Genomic DNA, 15,857 nt, shown 5'->3' with positions numbered 1-15,857 from the left:
GCCACATGAGTGAGCCGACCATCAACATTGTGGTGATTGAAGACGAGCGCCAGATCCGGCGGTTTCTGCGCACGTCGCTGGAAGCCGAAGGCATGGTTGTGCATGAGGCGGAGGCCGGCCGACAGGGCATGGTCGAGGCGGCGACGCGCAAACCTGACCTGCTGATCGTCGATCTGGGATTGCCGGACATCGATGGCGTCGAAGTCATTCGCGAAGTCCGCAGCTGGACCGACATGCCGATCATCGTGCTGTCTGCGCGCAACGAAGAAGCGGAGAAGGTCGTTGCACTCGACGTGGGGGCCGACGACTATCTGACCAAGCCGTTCGGCGTGTCGGAGTTGCTCGCACGCATTCGCGCGCAATTGCGCCGCCATCATCGGGGCGGAAACTCGGAGACGCTCGACGAAGCGTTTTCGTTCGGGGACATCCACATCGATCTGGCGCGTCGCAAGGTGACGCGCGGCGGCGAACCGGTGCACCTCACGCCGATCGAGTACCGCTTGCTCGTCACGCTCGTGCGCCATGCCGGGCGCGTGCTCACGCATCGTCAGTTGCTCAAGGAAGTGTGGGGGCCGTCGCACGTCGAGAGCAATCACTACCTGCGCATCTACATGGGCCACCTGCGCCAGAAGCTGGAAGCCGACCCGGCGCAGCCCCAGCACATTCTCACGGAGACCGGGGTGGGCTATCGGCTCGAGGTCGACGCCGCAGGCTGAATGGTTGAAACGGGGGAGGGGGCTGAGGTGGGCCGCCCGGGCCTGTATCGGCTCGCGTAGACGTGCCTGGGGGCGTGCAGGGTCGCTTCGGGACGCAGGGGCGAACGGGCGAACGGGCGAACGGGCGAACGGGCGGAAGGGCGGAAGGGCGGAAGGGCGGGACAGCAGGTGATAGCCGGTGACGAGGACCCGAGGATCACACAAGTGTCAAAAGGCCCTGCTGACAACGAGGAGAAAATCGGCGCCAGCACGGCGAATGGGCGGCTTTGCTAAAATCGCGCTGCTCCCTGTGCAGCGTCCGGCGCTCCGCCATTCATTCGACGTTCGATGGGAGACCGTTGCCGGGACGACCCGGCCATCGGTTCGTGCGGGTACCGCATCGTTTCCCGGGGACGACCCCGTCTTTCTCATCGAAGTCTGCCATGGCCTGGATTCTGCTGGTTTTCGCCGGTCTGCTCGAAGTGGCTTGGGCCGTCGGCCTCAAGTACACGCAAGGATTTTCACGTCTCATTCCCTCCGTTTTCACCATCGTGTCGATGATCGGCAGCGTCTGGCTGTTGGCGCTTGCGGTGCGTACGCTGCCGCTGGGCACCGCCTATGCCATCTGGACGGGCATTGGCGCGGTCGGGGCATTCGTGCTCGGCATCGTGCTCTTCGGGGAGTCGGCATCGGCCGCGCGCATCGCCAGCGTCACATTGATTCTGGCGGGGTTGGTCGGACTGAAGCTTACTGCGGCCTGATGGCGATAAATACCGCGCGAATACTGCGACAACTACCGCGACAGATTCAGCACGAATGTGCTGGTCGTTTGCCCCGTAGGGTCACGGGTGGTGCGTTGCCGTATCGCGCGGCATAATGACGCGGTAGCAGTCGAGTTACCTGCCGGGCAACGTTTTGCCGGATACCGGACAATACCGGGACCCGGGCTGTGTGCCAGGTGACTGTTGCCGCGTCGGTGGTATGAGACGCGTGATCGTGCGACGCCGTCATGTCGGCGGCAGCGAGGTCACCATGCTTGAATCGATTGCACTCGGCGCAGGGCTGTCCTGGGGCAGCGGCCTGCGGTTGTACCTGACGGTGTTCTGTGCAGGGCTTGCGGCGCGGCTGGGCTGGTTGCATCTGCCGCCTTCGCTCGTCGTGCTGGGGTCGACCTGGGTGATTGCCACGGCGGGTGTGCTGGCAGCCATCGAGTTCTTCGCAGACAAGATCCCCTTCGTCGACAGTGCGTGGGACGCCGTGCACACGTTCATCCGCATTCCTGCCGGGATCGTGTTGGGCGCGGCGGCGCTCGGGCAGATGGATCCGACGGTCACGGTGCTGGCCGGTCTGGCCGGCGGCGCGCTCGCCGGCACGGCGCATCTGGCCAAAGCGGGCAGTCGCGCGCTGATCAATACGTCGCCGGAACCTTTCTCGAATGTCGCGGCCTCAGCCGGCGAAGATGTCTCCACGGTAGGCGGACTGGCGCTCGCGTTCTTCCTTCCGGCTGTCTTTCTCGTGATGTTGTTGGTGTTCGTCGTGCTGGCGTGGTGGTGGTTGCCGCGCGTGTGGCGTGGATGGCGCTCGGTACTGGCGCGGGTCAAAGGATTGAGGAACGATGGGGTTCACTGAAGTTGCCCGCCAGGCATGGCGGATGTTCCTGCGCGATTGGCGCGCAGGTGAGTTGCATCTGCTGCTCGTTGCGTTGCTGCTGGCGGTGGGCGCACTCTCCAGCGTCGGTTTCCTCTCCGACCGGATGCAGGGCGGGCTCGAGCGCGATGCGCGCCAGATGCTGGCCGCCGATCTCGTCGTTCGCAGCGACGCTCCCCTCGCCCCCGAATTCGCGCACCGGGCGCAGTCCGAGGGGCTGGCTACCGCAGTCATTGCCAATTTCCCGAGCATGGCGAGTGCGATGGGCGGCGCAAAGGCGATGGGCGACGGGAGCGGTCGGACCGACCCGCCGAGGGACGCGCCGAGCGCGAGCCGTCTGACGTCGCTCAAGGCGGTGAGCGACGGGTATCCGTTGCGTGGACGCGTGCGTATTGTCCCCAATGCGGTCCCCAATGCCGGTACAGACACGCCGGATATCCCCGCCTCCGACATTCCGGCCCCGGGCACGGTGTGGGTCGACGCCGCCTTGCTCGATGCGCTGCACGTCAAACCCGGCGACGCGATCCGGGTGGGCAATCGCTCGCTGCGCATCGCGGCCGTCATCACTCGGGAGATGGATCGCGGCTACGGCTTCGGCTCGCTCGCACCGCGCGTGATGATGCGCTTTGACGAACTGCCGTCCACCGGCCTCGTGCAGTTCGGCAGTCGAATTACGTATCGCTTGCTGGTCGCGGGCACGGACGCGCAGGTCGCCAGATTCGCCGCGTGGGCGCGTCCGGCCGCCGAGCAGGCGCGCGGCGTGCACATCGAATCTCTCGAAGACGGTCAGCCTCAGATGCGCCAGACACTCGAGCGCGCCGAGCGCTTCCTCTCATTGGTGGCGTTGCTCGCCGCAGTGCTGGCGGCCGTCGCCGTGGGGATTGCGTCACGTCGCTATAGCGAGCGTCATCTCGATGCCTGTGCGGTCATGCGTTGTCTGGGCCTGCCGCGTCGTGCCCTGCGCGGCATGGTGACGCTCGAATTCATCGGTCTCGGTCTCATCGGTGGGGTGCTGGGCGTAGCGCTCGGCTATGCCGCGCACTGGGTGTTGCTCGCGCAACTCGGCGACGTGATTCCTGCGGGGCTGCCTGCGCCGACATGGCGTCCGGCCGTGTTCGGGCTGGCCAGTTCGCTCGTCATGCTGCTCGGCTTTGCGCTGCCGCCCTTGTTGCCGCTCTCGGAAGTCGCGCCCTTGCACGTGCTGCGTCGGGACGTTGTCGGCGGCGCGCGCCGGCAAGGCTGGCTTGCCTACGGCGCCAGCGCGCTGGCCTTCGGGGCGCTGCTGCTCTTTGCCGCGCGCGATCTGCGCCTCGGCGCAATGGTGGCGGGCGGGTTCGTGGCCGGTGCGCTCGTGTTCGGCGTGCTGGCATGGCTGGCGATCCGCGGGCTTGCCGTGTGGGCACGTCGGCACGGGCCGGCGGGCGGTGCGATGGGGGGCATCGGGTGGCGCTATGCGGTGGCCGGACTGCGACGTCGCGGCCTGGGCAGCGCGCTGCAGGTGGTGGCCCTGGGCCTGGGCCTGATGGCATTGCTGTTGCTCGCGGTCACGCGTAACGATCTGGTGGCCGGATGGCGCCACTCGACGCCGCCGGATGCGCCGAACCGGTTCGTCATCGATATTCAGCCGGGACAGGACGCGCCGGTGCTGGCGCAACTTCGTGCAGCCGGGCTGCCCGATGTGCAACTCTCCCCGATGATTCGCGCGCGTCTGACGGCAATCAACGACAAGCCGGTGACGGGCGAGCGCTACACAGACGAGCGCGCGCGACGTCTTGCCGAGCGCGAGTTCAACCTGTCATATACCTCGGCGTTGCCCGAGGGAAATCGGGTGACGGCAGGTCAGTGGTACGGCAACGCGAGCCAACCGCAGATTTCCATGGAAGAGGGTATTGCAAATACGTTGGGACTCAAGCTCGGCGACGTGCTGCGTTTCGAAGTCACCGGACAGACCATCGACGCGCCGATCACGAGCTTGCGCAAGCTGGACTGGGGATCGATGCGCGTGAATTTCTTTGTGGTGATGCCGCCTGCGGCCTTGCGCGACTTCCCGATGACGTGGATCACCTCGTTCCATCTCGAAGCGCAACAGCAGGGCGTGGCCGACGCGCTCGTGCGCCAGTTCCCCAACGTCACCGTGATCGACACGGGCGCGTTGCTCGCGCAGATCCAGCAGATTCTGTCACAGGTGATCGACGCGGTGCAGGCGTTGTTCCTCTTCACGCTGGCCGCCGGGGTACTGGTCCTGTACGCAGCGCTGGCCGGCACGCGCGACGAACGGATGCGCGAAAGCGGCATTCTGCGTGCGCTGGGGGCATCGTCGCGACAGCTTCGGGATGTCCACCTGGCGGAGCTGGTGACCGTGGGGGCGCTGGCCGGGCTGCTGGCCTCGTTCGGTGCCGGTGCGCTGGGCTGGGCGCTGGCGCGGTACGTCTTCGAATTCGCGCTGACGTTCAATCCGTGGTTGCCGGTGCTCGGCATCGGCGCGGGTGTGCTCTGCGCGCTGATCGGTGGGTGGAGCGGCCTGCGGGCGGTGCTGCGTCAGTCGGCGCTGCGCACGTTGCGCGACGTCTGAGCGCGGGCGCGTTGGCGTCGTGTAGGCGGCGTGGGTAGGCGGCGTGTGTGGGCGTCGTGCGGAGCGCATGCGGGCGCTTAGGGCAAAGCGCGGCGTTGTGCTGCATCCCCCGCGGCCCCGCGCCTCTCGCGAGCCCCAATCGTGGCGGACCTGCCGAGCGTCGGGCACAATATCGGCCATGACGACCGAAAATACCCCTCAAAACGCTGCGGCGGATGACGACGTGCAGGACGCACCTGCCCAGCCGACCGCCTTTTCCCTGCTCGGTGGCGAAGCACGCGTACGCGAGCTTGTCGACCGCTTCTACGACCTGATGGACCTGGAGCCCGAATTCGCGGGCATCCGAGGCATGCATCCGGCGTCGCTCGACGGGTCGCGCGACAAACTCTTCTGGTTCCTGTGCGGCTGGCTTGGCGGGCCCAACCACTACATCGAGCGCTTTGGGCATCCGATGTTGCGTGCCCGCCATTTGCCATTCCCCATCGCGTCGAGCGAACGCGATCAGTGGCTGCGCTGCATGGCGCTGGCGATGCAGGACATCGGCGTTGCGCCGACGTTGCAGGAACGTCTGATGCAGGCGTTTTACGGCACGGCGGACTGGATGCGTAACAAGGCGGGCTGACGACGGGCTAACGACGGGCCCATGGTGGGCTAAATGAGGATTTCGCCCCACGCCATCTGCCGCTTCCCCGGCAACATCAAACGTTCATGACGTGTGGCACGCTCGACGACACGCTGCTCAGCGAACGCTCGTCCACACCGCTGTCGTCCGACGCCTCGATATCCAGCTCGGGGTCTCTGAGCTTGAATGTCCCCTCCGTGCCGTACGGCGCCTCGTACGAGAGATGCCGTTCCACGACATCCATGTTCCGGCGGGCTTCCTTCGCGTTCATCCAGTCGATCACGGCCGTTGTGGCGGCATCGCCGAACGCGCGATACGTCAGCGCGGCGAAGCCGATGCAACTCTCCAGCGCGTCCAGATCCTGTGTCCCGGTCTCGGGCGCGCTGGACGCAGACGGCAGACCCAGAGTGCCGGGTGTCGCCGTATCGTCCGCTGTGCCTGGCCGGTCGTGCCGGGCGCCGTGACCGCCGGCAATCTGTCCGGCGCTATTGAGGAAGAGCATCATCGACGTGCCTAGCAAGGTCGACTGATACCTCCCGCCATACGTCTCCAGGTGTTTTGACCCGAGCAGCTTGCCTGCGGACGCGAGCCATGCGGTGTTCTGGATCTGTGAACTCGTAGACGATGGATTGCAGTACTTGCCAACGGCGACGGCCAGGTCCATCAGACTCGAGAGCGACGCCGCCGTGGCGGTAGTCAACGTGATCTTGTGAGCGCTCGATAGCGCACTGGCGTCGTACGTTTCCTTGATGGCGCTCAGGCTCGCGACACTCAACGCGCTGGCGCTGAGCGCGAAGTTGTTCAGATGATGGAGCAACGCGGCGAAGCGGCCGACGCTCGGGGGCGATGGCGCGAGGTCGGTAAGGGAACCCAGAGCGCCGTGGTTTCCCGCCAGCGCGTGAAGCGCTTTGGCTGCGCTGGTCCGGATCGAGGGGGTCTCGGCGTGTGGCGTCGCGCGGTTGGGGGCAAACGAATGCGAAGTGGCGGTCGCGGGGGAGAAGCGAGTGTGCGTCATGGGGGGGAATTCGAAAAAAAGGGGGCGAAGCAGTGACGTCAGTAAGGGACGTCAATGAGGGCATCAATGCGGGACATCCGAGCGGAACGTCAGAGCGTGTCGAGCAGACGCGTGAGCCTGAGATGCAGATCCGGATAGCGATTCGAACACCGCAGCATGTCCATGGCATCGGTGGCCATCTCGCGGGCTGCCTGCGTGTCGCCCGTGTGCTGCATGCAGCATGCGGCGAAGTACAACGGCTCCGGATCACCGTACTCGCGGGCCACGGCCATCATCAGCGGCGCGATCGCATTCGCGTAGTCGCCGAGCTGGCAAAGCACGTAGCCGAAGGCGCGGTACGCCTCGGCGCCTGCGGGAAGCGTGCGGCATATTTGCGCAAACGCGCGTGCGGCGCCTTCGAGATCGTTGTGGGCATGCAGCGCGTACGCATGCGTGAGCGCGCGATGGTCGACCGGTGCGTTGATGGCCGGGGCGCGCGCGTACGTCGCCACGGGGCGCGAGTGCTGATGCGAGCGCGCGCCCGTATCGACAGCGTGCTGTCGGGCTACGGAGGGTCTTGTCATGGTGTCTTTCCTTGCGAATTCGACAGTCGACCGCATGGGTGCGATCGCCACGTAATGTGCGGTCCACACAGGTTGACGGCTTTCGCGCCGCGACAAATGGTGTCGAGAATTCGCGCAGATGGCGTTGGGTTGGGGCGCAACCTAAGGGATCGGGGGCGAGTTGGCGCAAAGCGGTTTTCGTTGGGACAGGGACGGGGAACTGTAGGCAGCCTGCGTCCGCACGACCGTACCGGCGTCGGGGGGGCGGATTGTGCCTTGTCATTCGCCGGGCAGTCGCGCGAACATGACGCGTTCCCACAGGAGACGACATGACCACCGAAGCGCTGTTCCGACAAGACGCCTATCTGCGCCAATGCGAGGCGCGCATCACGCATATCGACGAGACGGGCATCATGCTCGATCGCACGGTTTTCTATCCGCTCGGCGGGGGACAGGCTGGCGACGCGGGCGCGCTCATCCTGGCGAACGGCTCGCGCCTTGCCATTGCCGATACGCGCAAGTCCAAACAGGAGGGTGCGACGCCTGACGACGCCGTGCATGTGCCGGCCGAAGGGCAGGGCAAGGTGCTGGCAGGGCTGGCGGTGGGCGATGTCGTGCGGGCCGAAATCGATTGGGAGCGACGTTTTCGGCATATGCGATTTCACACCGCGTCGCACTTGATGTACGCCGTCTTGCCGCATCCGGTGGACGGGTGCAGCATCACTGCGGAATACGCCCGGCTCGACTTCGTGACGAATGAACCGATCGAGCGCGAGACGGTGGAAGCCGGCTTGGCGGCGCTGGTCGCAGCGGCTCGGCCCGTAGCCATCGACAGCATCAGTGACGAGGAAATGGCGGCGCGTCCTGAACTCGTGCGCACCATGAGCGTGAAGCCGCCGGTCGGTTTGGGAAGGGTACGGCTGGTGCGTATCGAGGGGATCGATTTGCAGCCGTGCGGCGGCACGCACGTGGGCAACACCTCGGAGATCGGGGCGTTGCGCGTGGCGAAGATCGAAAAGAAGACGTCTCGTACGCGCCGGGTGGTGTTGGCTTTCGCTTGAGTCTGGCATCATCCCGCCATCTCCCAGATCTTTCTTTGAGGACTATCGATGGCGACGCCGGCAGCACAGACTCCCTCGCACGCGCAACCGTTGCAACCCTGGCAAGCGGTGCTCGACTTCTGGTTCGGCACGCCCGGCTCCGACGTGTACGGGATGGCGCGTGCGGAGTGGTTCCGTAAGTCGGATGCGTTCGATGAGGAAATTCGTTCACGCTTTGGCGCATTGCACGCGCAGGCAGTGGCGGGCGAGTTGAGTCATTGGACGCAGACGCCGCTCGGCGCCTGCGCGCTGATTGTGGTGCTCGACCAGTTTTCCCGAAACCTCTTCCGGCATCAGGCACAAGCGTTCGCTGGCGATGCGCAGGCGCTGGCCGTCGCGCGTGAACTGGTCGATGCCGGAGACGACCAGCGTCTGCCGACTGCCCAGCATCGTGTCTTCGCGTATCTGCCGTTCGAGCACGACGAATCGCTGGAAAGCCAGCACGTCTCGCTGGTCTTGTACGAGCAACTGGCGCAGGCGTTCGGCCTGGTCGATAACCTCGACTACGCCCGCAAGCACGCGGTCATCATCGAGCGGTTCGGGCGTTATCCGCATCGCAATGCGGCGTTAGGCCGCGAATCCACGCCCGAAGAGCTCGCGTTTCTGAAGCAGCCCGGATCGTCGTTCTGAGCTTGTGGTTCTGCGTTTGACGTATCGGTTCCGTCATGCGCGGACGTCAGGCGGGCGGCGTGGTCCGCACGGGGGCTGCGCGCCGGTGCTGCTGCCAGCGGATGGCGAAGAAGCCGAGAACATACGCAAGCATCCCACCGGCGATGGCAAACGTGGCGAGACCGGCGCCGAGATGCAGGGTCGCGGCGCCGAAGTCGAAATTCGTCAATTTCGTCCAGAAGCTCTCGCCGACCTGACCGGCGGCGGCGACGGTCGCTTCGATCTCGGCCCCGGAAGACCAGTCGAGCAGCCATCGCCCGACGTGATGCGCGCCAAGATACACGAAGGGCACCGTCAACGGGTTCGTGATCAGGGTGCCCATCGTCGCCAGAAAGAGATTCCCGCGCAGCAGGGCCGCCACGAGAATGGCCACCGGCATTTGGGCAACCGGGATCAAGATGCCAAAGAAAACACCGCACGCCAAACCCATCGCCACGCCCTGCGGTGTGGCCTGCCACAGGCTACGGCGCAACAGCACACCGGCATGCGGGCGCAACAGGCGCGAGCGCAGCAGTCGCATCGGGCGAAGCATCTTTAACATCATGGGCAGGTTGCTCGTCGAAGGAGATAAACCCAGGCGGGCGTGGGACGGGTGCATACGAAGGTCCGTATGCTACGGAGGTCTGAGTGCCGGGCCAGACAAGAGTTCAATGATGCCGCGAAGACGGACGTTTCCCGATATTCACGGACGTATCCATGTGATTGACGGGCGATTGGAGGTCGATTGGAAGATGATTGGAAGGTGATTGGCAAGCGATCGAGGCGTGATTGCCGGACGTTCGGCGGGGCGTCGTGCAATCTTCCGGCGGGTGTGCCACGTTAGCCGCGAGGCGTGCGACGTAGCGGCATGCCGCGATGCCAATGCGCTGGCGTCGGACGTTGGAGATGTCGCGAAGACGAGGCTGTGGATTCGTGAGCGGCTGCGCGGCACGCGTACCACGCAGCCTCGGGTGCGACGCTTAGATCTGCGTGCGCTGGTGTGCCCAGCGATCGATTTGCGCCGGTTTGAAATGACGCATCGTGTCGAGCAACGCTTCCGGCGACGTGGCGATCTGCAACTGGTCGAGTTGTGGCGCCTTGAGGAACTGCTCCGTCACCATCGACTTGAGGAACACCATTAACGGGTCGTAATACCGTTCGACGTTGAGCAGACCAATCGGCTTGGCGTGATAGCCGATTTGCAGCCAGGTAAAGACCTCGAACAACTCCTCGCACGTACCGATCCCGCCCGGCATGGCGATGAAGGCGTCCGACAGGTCGGCCATCATCTGCTTGCGCTGGTGCATGTTCTCGACGACATGCAATTCCGTCAGTCCGGTATGGCCGACTTCCTTTTCCATCAGCGCTTTCGGGATGATGCCCACGGCCTGACCGCCGTGCGCGAGCACGGCGTCGGCAATGATGCCCATCAGGCCGACCTTGCCGCCGCCGTACACGAGGCGGATGCCGGATTCGGCCATGCGACGACCCAGTTCACGGGCCGCTTCCGCATACGCGGGCCGCACACCGGTGGCGGCGCCGCAGTAGATACAAATGGATTTGACTTCCGACGACATGCCTTACTGCACTCCCTTGGACGAGGACTCATGGGCCATCTTGTCATACAGCTCGCGTGACTTGCCCTTCAGGTACGGGGCCATTTGCGAGAGGATGTGATAGCTCGATTGATGCAACCCTGCGCCGATTTCTGCAGGATCGTTGTACTTGCGCGGGTTCATCACGAACTGGTAGGACAACCAGTACGTGGACAACACCACCATGTTGGTGGTCACGACATCGATCTGCTCCGGCGTGATCTCCATTTCCCCGTCCGCCACGAGCAGGTCGCACATCTCGCGTGCGAAGCGCTTCTTGTGGCCCACGATCTGCTTGAAGTGTGTTTCGAGCGTGCGATTGCGCGCAAGCAGATCGTTGAGGTCGCGATAGAGAAAACGGAAACGCCACAGGAATTCGGACATGTATTGCAAATAGGTCCAGACTTCGTCGAGCGTGGGCTTGTGATCGTCGGGCAGCCGCAGGCGTCGTTCGATTTCCTGCTCGAACTGCGCAAAGATGCTGTTGATGATGTCGTCTTTGTTGCGGAAGTGATAGTACAGATTGCCCGGGCTGATTTTCATCTCCTCGGCAATCGTGGTGGTGGTGACGTTGGGTTCGCCGATTTCGTTGAAGAGTCGTAGGGACACTTCAAGAATTCGTTCGCGGGTTCGGCGTGGCGGCTTTGCTTCCATGTCTGTCGGCCCCGGTTGGCGGCAAGCTCGGCGAAGGAGGTTCTCCGCTTGCGTTTATGAGTGGAGTATCAGGTATACGGCGACCGATTATACCCGGCAGCCGACCACTGCCAAGCATGGGGACGGGGCGCGACGAGCGATATCAGAAAAACGCCGTACGTACGAGATCGACGATGACGGGGCCCGCAAGGGAGGCCCAGGTGAGCAGGCAAAGGCCCAGGGCGACGAGCACGGCAGCGCTGCCGAAATCCTTCGCACGCTTGGAGAGTTCGTGACGCTCCAGCGAAATGCGGTCGATGGCCGCCTCGATGCTCGAATTGATGAGCTCGATGATGAGCACAAGCAGGATGGAGCCGATCAGCAGTACGCGCTCAACGGCGGTGACAGGCAAAAAGATCGCTGCGGGCAAGAGGATGGCGGCAAGCGCGAGTTCCTGGCGAAAGGCGCTCTCCTCGAAAACGGCGAACTTGAAACCGGACAGCGAGTACTTCAGGGCGCGCCATGCACGCATGACGCCCCGGTTGCCCTTGTACGGATTCGGTTGTTTGTCGCGTGGCGGCGGGTGATCGATGAACAAGCGTCAGGTTCCTCGCCGCAACGGGCTCTGGTGGTGGATCAGACCGCAGGCGCGAGCGACGGCTCAGGCTTGCGCGGGTGCAAATGCGAGGCGAACTCTTCGGAGGCCGCCTGCCACGAGAAACGCTCGGCCCAGGCGCGCGCGCTCGCTCGCGAAACCTTGAGTGCGTCGAGACACGCCTCGCGCAAATCCTCGCGCAACGCGCCGCCTTCGCCCTCGGGGCAACCGTCGAGCACGTCGACCGGACCGGTGACGGGGAACGCTGCTACGGGCAGGCCGCACGCCATCGCTTCGAGCAGCACCAGTCCAAACGTGTCGGTGCGGCTCGGGAAGACGAACACGTCTGCCGACGCATACACCTTCGCCAGCTCCGGCTGCGAGAGCATGCCAAGGTAGTTCACGTCCGGGTAGCGCGAGCGCAGTTCTGCCAGTTGCGGCCCTTCGCCCGCGACCCATTTCGAGCCCGGCAAATCCAGTTTCAGGAAGGCTTCGATGTTCTTCTCCACGGCCACGCGCCCCACGTAGAGGAAAATCGGATGTGCCGAATTTAGCACATGTGCTTCCTGGATACGGAAGATGTCGAGGTCGACACCACGCGTCCACAACACCACATTGTTGAAGCCCGCCGCCTCGAGGTCGCGCTTGACGACCGGCGTGGGCGCCATCACCGCGCGTGACGGTGTGTGAAACCACCGCAAAAAGCGGTAGGTGGTGCTCAGCGGGAAACCGAAGCGTGCCTGCACGTACTCCGGAAATCGCGTGTGATAAGCGGTGGTGAACGGAAAATCGTGGCGCATCGCCCACTTGCGTGCGGCCATGCCGAGCGGGCCTTCGGTGGCGATGTGCAGTGCGTCCGGGGCGAACGCTTCGATGCGGCGCGAGACCCGTCCTCCGGCGAAGAAGGCGAGGCGGATCTCCGGATAGGTCGGACATGGGATCGTGCGGAATTCCTGCGGAGTCAGCAATTCGACACGATGGCCGGAAGCTTCCAACTGAGCGCGCGTGTTTTTCAACGTGCGGACCACGCCGTTGATCTGCGGATCCCAGGCGTCGGTGACGATCATGATTTTCATCGGGCGCTCCTTCGCGCGTCTCGCGCGGGTGGAATTGACACGCGCTGGCGCGTGTGAAGCCGTGCATGCCCGGCGTTCAGCCGCCGTTCGTGCATCGGTTGGATTCATGGCACGGACGTATTGCCCGTCGTGGGCGATCCGGGGCAACGCCCCGTGTGTCTGGGCGGGTTCGATCTCCGCCCGCTCTCAAGCCGATCCCAGTTCGCTTGCATTCAGCGCTCATTCCGCGCTCATTCCGCGCTCAGGCGCTCACGGCCGTGGCTTTCACGTTCACCGGCGTGCGGCGTTTCTGCGTCCAGTAGATGATCTTGAGCTCGCCTTCCATCGTCTCGACAAGGGCGGACAGGCTCTCGACCCAGTCGCCGTCGTTGCAGTAGAGCAAGCCGTCGATCTCGCGGATTTCCGGTTTGTGGATGTGGCCGCAGACCACGCCATCGCACCCGCGGCGGCGCGCCTCGTCGGCCATCACGTTTTCAAAGGCCGAGATGAAGTTCACTGCGTTCTTGACCTGGTGCTTCAGGTACTGGGAGAGCGACCAGTACGGGAAGCCGAAGCGCGTGCGCACGCGATTGAACCAGCGATTGAGCAGCAGCGTGATCGTGTAGAGCGAGTCGCCCAGATAGGCGAGCCACTTGGCGTGCTGGATCACGCCGTCGAACAGATCGCCGTGGGTAATCCACAGACGCTTGCCGCCGAGCGTGGTGTGAAACGCCTCATCGCGCACGGCGATGTCGCCGAACGCCAGTCCGCAGAACTGGCGTGCCGCTTCGTCGTGGTTGCCCGGCACGTAGACGACCTGCGTGCCCTTGCGCGCGCGGCGCAGCATCTTCTGTACGACGTCGTTGTGCGCCTGTGGCCAGTGCCAACCCTTGCGCAGATGCCAGCCGTCGATGATGTCGCCGACCAGATAGAGATAGTCGGAGTCGTGATGGCGCAGGAAGTCGAGCAAATAGTCCGCCTGGCAGCCCTGCGTGCCCAGATGGATGTCGGAGAGCCAGATCGTGCGATAGCGCGTGATGCCTTCGGGCGGCGGATCAAGCGGGTCGGGCGTGTCCGGGGGCAGGTCGATGGCGTAGGGCGGTGCGGCGGGGGGGGCGGCAGGCGGGGTGGCGGGGCGGCCCGGCGGGGCTTCTGCGAAGCGTCCGGCGCGAGCCGCGGGAGGGGAGACCGGCAACTCGAGGGTGGGGGTCGTCGTCATAGCGGCTCGCACGTCGCGTTGAACATGCGTGCATTGCGCCACGGCTTCATGAAGGGACGATGACAGTCACGCGCGTGTCGCGAAAGTGTCTTTTGCCGTCGCGGCGATGCGACAAGCGGACGGCGTGGAGGGGGTGGACAAGGCGGACAAGGCTGCACGTGGCCCGGAAGCCCGGAAGGCGCGGCGACGTGGTGTCGCCGGGCCTAGATGCCGCCGCGCAAGCCCTGCGCAACGCGTTCCAGCGTTTCGAGCACCAGTGCGCGCGAGCGCGGATGGGTGCTGAGCGATACGTGACCGAGTCCGTCCAACGCAAGGTTATGGGCACCGGGCAGAATCGACGTACGCACCGGATAGACGACGTTGTCGTGTGCCGTGTAGATCGACGTGATGCGCGCACGCTGCGCGTCATTCTCACTGCTCGCGAGCGCAACGAGCCAGTCGCTGCCGAGGCTCATCTGACGCACATTCAGACCGATTCCGTGTCGCGCGTGCAGGGTGCCGAAGTGCGGCGAGCCGAGGGTGATCGTGTGGGCGACGGGCAACGTCGGATAACGCCGCAAACAGGCCCGTGCCGCGATCCCGCCCATGCTGTGGCCGACGATCACGACGGGCAGTCTCGTGCGTTCGGCGAGCCCGCGGGCGGCGTTGGCAATGGTCTCGGCGTAATCGTCGATGTCGCCGAAGACCGGCGCGAGGTTGATCGCGTCGCAGTGATAGCCGGCGTCGGCCAGATGGTGGGAAAAGCGCAGCCAGAATGCACGATTGCAACCGTAGCCGTGCAGCAGCAAGACGGCGACGGGGCGGGCCGGACCGCGGGGCGTTGCGAGCGGGGCAGCGCTGAACCAGGGCTGGTAGAGGTCGAGCAGCAGGATGGACGCGGCGCACTCGTAGGCCCAGATGGCGACGTTCGTGGCGGCCGGCGTGCGGCGCTCGGGCGTCGGATCGCCATGGGCCGCCATGACGAAGCCCGCCGCGAGGCCGATGGCGTGCGAGACCGGTAGCCACAGGACCGTCCAGAGGAACGTCGTCCATGGGCTTTGCCATGCCGACCACGTCGCGATCGCCACGATGATCGACAGCCCGATCTCTAAGCCGCCATAGATCAGATGTGGACGCGACGCGCGCAGCACGGGGCGGGGGGACCCTGTCGGCGGAGGGCTCATTGGCGACTCATCGGCGGCTTATTTACCCAATATGCTGACAAGCCGCGTGCCTGCCAGCCGATCATGGAGGAACTGGTGATCCGGCGTCACGTGCATGGTCAGCGCCCAGAGCGCGACCCATCCCCCCAGCAGCGCGACGCTGCTCCAGCCCGTCAGCCCGAATACCCAGTCGATCGCCATGGCCGGGAGCACCCACAGCCATGCCAGGACATAGCGCAGCAGGGCGCGGCCTGCGCGCACCGGCTGACTCTGCGCGTCGACCAGACGGATTTTCCAGGTTTTCATCGCCAGCGTTTGCCCGCCGTGGGTCCAGAACCAAACGAAATACGCGCCGAGGACGAAAAACAGCCACGCCTGCATGGCATGGCGGTACATCAGGCCGCTGCGTTGCTGGGTCAGGGCGCTGAAGAGATAGCCGGACAGAAAGAGCACGCCGAAGAGCAACAGCGATTCGTAGACCATCGACAGCACACGGCGGCGCAGCGTGGGGACGGCATGGCTGTGCGGAGCGCCTTCGGCGGGGGGCGAGGTCTGAGGCGCACGAGGAGAGCGGGACGGCTTGGCGGGCTGAGTCGTAGCGGTGTCGGTCATCGCGGCGTGGTCTGGAGCCTTATGGTCGGAAGTCTGGCGGTGCGCCGGTGCGTTTGTGCTCGTGCGACGGGAGTTCGCGCCGGGGGCGTCGCCCATTATGCGGAAGATTGCGTGGATGAGCCAGCCAGCCGGGGGCGTTTGCGCACGGCGGGCAAAGCCGCGCCC

At 64.9% G+C, this 15,857-nt stretch carries 17 protein-coding genes; 7 read left to right on the top strand and 10 right to left on the bottom strand.

Annotated elements, in window-relative coordinates; genetic code table 11:
- Positions 1-5: 5 nt before the first annotated feature.
- From kdpE to UC34_RS15170, 5 genes are all read left to right on the top strand, one after another.
- A complete protein-coding gene (gene kdpE / locus UC34_RS15190; protein WP_044456200.1) occupies positions 6-716 on the top strand; it encodes a two-component system response regulator KdpE in 711 nt (236 codons plus the stop codon).
- 422 nt (positions 717-1,138) lie between these two features.
- A complete protein-coding gene (sugE, locus tag UC34_RS15185; RefSeq protein ID WP_044456199.1) occupies positions 1,139-1,456 on the top strand; it encodes a quaternary ammonium compound efflux SMR transporter SugE in 318 nt (105 codons plus the stop codon).
- A gap of 271 nt (positions 1,457-1,727) precedes the next feature.
- The gene (locus tag UC34_RS15180) at positions 1,728-2,324 is read left to right on the top strand and encodes a DUF4126 domain-containing protein (protein ID WP_044458235.1); all 597 of its coding nucleotides are present in this window, start codon (positions 1,728-1,730) and stop codon (positions 2,322-2,324) included.
- Positions 2,311-4,914, top strand: a complete 2,604-nt coding sequence (locus tag UC34_RS15175; protein ID WP_237165117.1) for an ABC transporter permease — start codon at positions 2,311-2,313, stop codon at positions 4,912-4,914. The genes UC34_RS15180 and UC34_RS15175 overlap by 14 nt, the downstream gene beginning before the upstream one ends.
- Positions 4,915-5,092: 178 nt before the next feature.
- Positions 5,093-5,536, top strand: a complete 444-nt coding sequence (locus UC34_RS15170) for a group II truncated hemoglobin (RefSeq protein WP_044456196.1) — start codon at positions 5,093-5,095, stop codon at positions 5,534-5,536.
- Between the two features lie 76 nt (positions 5,537-5,612).
- On the opposite strand, the gene UC34_RS15165 is transcribed toward UC34_RS15170, so the two are convergent.
- Both UC34_RS15165 and UC34_RS15160 read right to left on the bottom strand, forming a co-directional pair.
- Positions 5,613-6,551, bottom strand: a complete 939-nt coding sequence (locus tag UC34_RS15165; RefSeq protein WP_044456195.1) for a hypothetical protein — start codon at positions 6,549-6,551, stop codon at positions 5,613-5,615.
- Positions 6,552-6,640: 89 nt separating this feature from the next.
- Positions 6,641-7,114, bottom strand: a complete 474-nt coding sequence (locus tag UC34_RS15160; RefSeq protein ID WP_044456194.1) for a tetratricopeptide repeat protein — start codon at positions 7,112-7,114, stop codon at positions 6,641-6,643.
- A gap of 308 nt (positions 7,115-7,422) precedes the next feature.
- Here UC34_RS15160 and UC34_RS15155 point away from each other — a divergent pair, with 308 nt between their 5' ends.
- Complete coding sequence (locus tag UC34_RS15155; RefSeq protein ID WP_044456193.1) at positions 7,423-8,154, top strand: alanyl-tRNA editing protein; 732 nt, start codon at positions 7,423-7,425, stop codon at positions 8,152-8,154.
- Positions 8,155-8,202: 48 nt separating this feature from the next.
- Positions 8,203-8,823: a DUF924 family protein gene (locus UC34_RS15150; protein WP_044456192.1), complete on the top strand. Its 621-nt coding sequence runs from the start codon at positions 8,203-8,205 to the stop codon at positions 8,821-8,823.
- Between the two features lie 46 nt (positions 8,824-8,869).
- On the opposite strand, the gene UC34_RS15145 is transcribed toward UC34_RS15150, so the two are convergent.
- From UC34_RS15145 to UC34_RS15110, 8 genes are all read right to left on the bottom strand, one after another.
- Complete coding sequence (locus tag UC34_RS15145) at positions 8,870-9,406, bottom strand: DUF2062 domain-containing protein (RefSeq protein ID WP_052811079.1); 537 nt, start codon at positions 9,404-9,406, stop codon at positions 8,870-8,872.
- Positions 9,407-9,821: 415 nt separating this feature from the next.
- Positions 9,822-10,418, bottom strand: coding sequence for an LOG family protein (locus UC34_RS15140; RefSeq protein ID WP_044456191.1), 597 nt, complete (start codon positions 10,416-10,418; stop codon positions 9,822-9,824).
- A 3-nt stretch (positions 10,419-10,421) separates the two neighbouring features.
- Positions 10,422-11,090 (bottom strand): TetR/AcrR family transcriptional regulator, encoded by a 669-nt coding sequence (locus tag UC34_RS15135; protein ID WP_044456190.1) that lies wholly within the window; start codon positions 11,088-11,090, stop codon positions 10,422-10,424.
- A 142-nt stretch (positions 11,091-11,232) separates the two neighbouring features.
- Entirely contained in the window at positions 11,233-11,667 is a 435-nt protein-coding gene (locus tag UC34_RS15130; RefSeq protein WP_044456189.1) for a diacylglycerol kinase, read from the bottom strand.
- 38 nt (positions 11,668-11,705) lie between these two features.
- The gene (locus tag UC34_RS15125) at positions 11,706-12,740 is read right to left on the bottom strand and encodes a glycosyltransferase family 4 protein (RefSeq protein ID WP_044456188.1); all 1,035 of its coding nucleotides are present in this window, start codon (positions 12,738-12,740) and stop codon (positions 11,706-11,708) included.
- A gap of 241 nt (positions 12,741-12,981) precedes the next feature.
- On the bottom strand, positions 12,982-13,938 hold the full coding sequence (locus UC34_RS15120; protein WP_418303905.1) for a UDP-2,3-diacylglucosamine diphosphatase: 957 nt from the start codon (positions 13,936-13,938) through the stop codon (positions 12,982-12,984).
- Positions 13,939-14,141: 203 nt separating this feature from the next.
- The gene (locus UC34_RS15115) at positions 14,142-15,101 is read right to left on the bottom strand and encodes an esterase/lipase family protein (protein WP_157123204.1); all 960 of its coding nucleotides are present in this window, start codon (positions 15,099-15,101) and stop codon (positions 14,142-14,144) included.
- Positions 15,102-15,119: 18 nt separating this feature from the next.
- Complete coding sequence (locus UC34_RS15110; RefSeq protein ID WP_084070686.1) at positions 15,120-15,692, bottom strand: RDD family protein; 573 nt, start codon at positions 15,690-15,692, stop codon at positions 15,120-15,122.
- Positions 15,693-15,857: the final 165 nt, after the last annotated feature.

The sequence above is a fragment of the Pandoraea vervacti genome (genome assembly GCF_000934605.2).
Taxonomy (GTDB): Bacteria; Pseudomonadota; Gammaproteobacteria; order Burkholderiales; family Burkholderiaceae; genus Pandoraea; species Pandoraea vervacti.
The sequence above is the reverse complement of the archived record's forward strand: the minus strand, read 5'-3'. Positions and strand labels throughout refer to the sequence as shown.